Source organism: Mesorhizobium sp. M1A.F.Ca.IN.020.06.1.1 (assembly GCF_004023265.1).
Classification (GTDB): Bacteria; Pseudomonadota; Alphaproteobacteria; order Rhizobiales; family Rhizobiaceae; genus Mesorhizobium.
Genome location: NZ_RZSR01001143.1, coordinates 1 through 1,680, shown reverse-complemented (window position 1 = coordinate 1,680; position 1,680 = coordinate 1). Strand labels below are relative to the sequence as shown.

The window sequence follows — 1,680 nt, the reverse complement described above, 5'->3', positions numbered from 1 at the left end:
GCAATGGGCCGACTCATCGCCGCAGGCAATGGTCTGCCGTCGGGTGATCGACGAGACGCACGACGTGAAAACGTTTGTCTTTTCGGCTGCGTCAGACCGCATGTTCTGCTTCAATGCGGGACAATATGTGCTTGTTCGCCTGAGCATTGACGGGCTCAATGTGACGCGAGCCTACTCCGTCTCCTCTCCACCGACTCGACCACTTGATTTGCACATCACGGTAAAGCGTACACCTGGCGGGCTGGTTTCCAATTGGCTCCACGACAATCTGCGGTCCGGCGATGAAATCAAGATTGAAGGCCCCCTGGGTTCGTTCAAACTCGATGACGCTGCCAGCGAAAAGCCTCTCTTTCTTGCGGGCGGCAGCGGGATCACGCCTCTTATGTCGATGCTGCGAATGTTGACGGATCGAGCATCCGATCTGGACCTTCGGCTCATCTACAGCGTGCGGTCGCCACGCGATATCATCTTTAAATCGGAACTCGATGCACTCGCTGCCCGATTTCCCAACGTCGAGGTGACATTCCTTTGTTCCAAGGGAGATTCCTCGTGGGCAGGACCGAGTGGCCGGTTAAATGGCCCCCTGCTCCTGCGCCTTGTTCCCGATCTTGCCAATCGTACAGTCTACACTTGCGGCCCCGAACTCTACATGAAGGCAATACGAGCCAGTTTTGATGAAGTTGGTATTGAACCGCTGGCCTATTACGAGGAGAGCTTCGGAGGCTACGCTGGCGGTGCTGCTCCGGATGAAGCCTCTGCCATTTCGTCTTTTGTCCACTTCACCAAGTCTGGAATAGAGCATTGCTGCGCGCCCGGAGAGACCCTGCTGGATGCAGCGCGCAAATGTGGCGTCTATGTCCCCACCGCGTGCCAGCAAGGAGTTTGCGGCACTTGCCGAATAGCCAAGCTCTCCGGCGAAGTGTCGATGTGTGATCTTGGCGGGCTCACTTCCGAAGAGAAGTCTGCGGGTTATGTGCTGGCCTGTTGCAGCCGCGCGCAAGGCAATGTTTCAATCGATCTTTGACTCGGTCGAAATTCTAAGCGGCGATATGGCCAATGGCCTTAACATTTGGCGGCCCTGGCGGAGTGCCCCCGGTGCAGTGTCAGGGTGCGCCTTGGTATAGTCCTTCTCGCCCGGCAAAACGTCGGGGATTGTGGCCTGGAACGTCGGCGTGAAACCGGCTGAGGCCGACTGCAGGATGAAGATCAGGACATAGATCTGCCAAATCTCAGTGACCTACGGTCGGCGAGGACGCTCAGCATGATGACTTTCTTCTCCGAACCCTACATGAATCACCCGTTCCATCTCCACGGCACGCAGTTCAAGGTCGTGAGCGCGAGCGCGACGGCCAGGTCGCCAGATCGCCCTATCTGGCATGGAAGGACACGGTCAACGTAGCGCGAGGAGAAGACGGTGCGGCTCATCACGCGCCAGGAGCAGCCGGGTGCGCGCATGTATCACTGCCACATCCTCGAGCATGAGCAGCTCGGCATGATGGGCATTGTCAACGTGCGGGCATGAGAGGCCGCGCCGTTGTCGCGGCGGCGATGCTTTTGCTCGCCGGCTCGCTGACCTTTGCTCCGTCGCTGGCAGCGGGTTCGGGCGGTCCGATTGTGGCGGCGCGACAGGAATCGATGAAGGAAATGGCGGCCGCCGCGAAGTCGATAGCCGAGATGTTC

General features: G+C 58.6%; 1 protein-coding gene and 2 pseudogenes. 2 read left to right on the top strand and 1 reads right to left on the bottom strand.

All coding sequences use genetic code 11. The annotated features are described in order from the left end of the window. Positions 1–1,024 (top strand): hybrid-cluster NAD(P)-dependent oxidoreductase (locus tag EOA60_RS31850; RefSeq protein WP_164899727.1); only part of this gene is annotated, 1,024 nt, incomplete at its 5' end. Positions 1,025–1,111: 87 nt separating this feature from the next. On the opposite strand, the pseudogene EOA60_RS31845 reads toward EOA60_RS31850, so the two are convergent. Continuing rightward, positions 1,112–1,243, bottom strand: a pseudogene (locus EOA60_RS31845) (MFS transporter); the annotation flags it as partial. Positions 1,244–1,261: 18 nt separating this feature from the next. Between EOA60_RS31845 and EOA60_RS31840 the strand changes: the two are divergent. Continuing rightward, positions 1,262–1,522 (top strand): annotated as a pseudogene (locus EOA60_RS31840) (multicopper oxidase domain-containing protein). Positions 1,523–1,680 lie beyond the last annotated feature (158 nt).